The sequence below is a fragment of the Candidatus Obscuribacterales bacterium genome (assembly GCA_036703605.1).
Taxonomy (GTDB): Bacteria; Cyanobacteriota; Cyanobacteriia; order RECH01; family RECH01; genus RECH01.
On record DATNRH010000101.1, the window covers coordinates 1 to 1,051 of the forward strand.

The 1,051-nt window shown below is 53.3% G+C and carries 1 protein-coding gene; it reads left to right on the forward strand.

Features of this window, described 5'->3' with window-relative positions:
* The coding region (locus tag V6D20_02125; GenBank protein ID HEY9814592.1) for a tyrosine-type recombinase/integrase at positions 1 to 970 on the forward strand (970 nt) is incomplete at its 5' end.
* Positions 971 to 1,051 lie beyond the last annotated feature (81 nt).

The window sequence follows — 1,051 nt, forward strand, 5'->3', positions numbered from 1 at the left end:
TGTCGCTGGTGACCTCACATTGGCACGCGCCGAGGAATTGGTCAGAAGGCTTCACAAGCTGGCCAATCCAGAGTTCAAGGCCGTGAGCTTGGCGCAGTTTTGGTCAGATTGGCTCGATGAGCAAAAGAGGCACGTGGTCGCATCCACGGTGAATGGCTACAAGAATGACTACGATCTTTTTGCGGATGCTCTTGGAGCAAGGATCATGGATGCGCCCATTAGCTCCGTGACTACCAAACAAATTAGTGTAGCGCTGGAAAAGGCCCAGAAACAAGGCAACGGAAAGGGCAAAAGCACTAGGAGGGCGTCGACCATCAATAAGGCCCTGGCCACCCTCAGGCGTGTCATGGAGGACGCTGTTGCCAAAAGGCTTGTGACTCACAACCCTGCCAAACAATGCCGCTCATTGAGCCAGCAGGACTCAACCCAGAGAGCACCCTTCACCGCGAAAGAGGTTCGGGAGATGATCGGGCATCCTGATACCTCAGATGAATGGCAAGGCGCCATTACCCTGGCAGCACATACAGGACTGAGATTGGGTGACATAGTGAACCTGAGCGAAAAGCACCTAGATGTGGCGAGATTGGTGATCATGCCATCAAAAACATCCAAGCAGAAGAAGGTCATCACTGTCCCCTTGACCCCTCCATGCCTTGCTTGGGTTAAAGGGCGAAAAGGCGACTACTTCCCCACATTGAAAAAACAGGAGACCGCCACATGCTCCATGCAGTTTTCTGCGATAATGAGCCGGGCCAAAGTCCCCAAAACAGTTGAACTGCCCGGTGGATTCACCGCCTCCAGGAGCTTCCACTCTCTGCGCCACACATTCGCCTCTTGGCTCGCTGATGCCGACATCCATGCCGATGTTCGTCAAAAGCTTACTGGCCACTCCTCGAGCAAAATACACGCTCAATACAGCCATCACGACGAGGCTCTGGATCGCGCGATTGGAACACTTCCTGAGCTATGAAAAACGGACCGCGAATACTGGCAGAAATCTGTGATGCTTTGGAACATCTCAGCGAGACTTTTGGGGATGATTCTGCCGAGG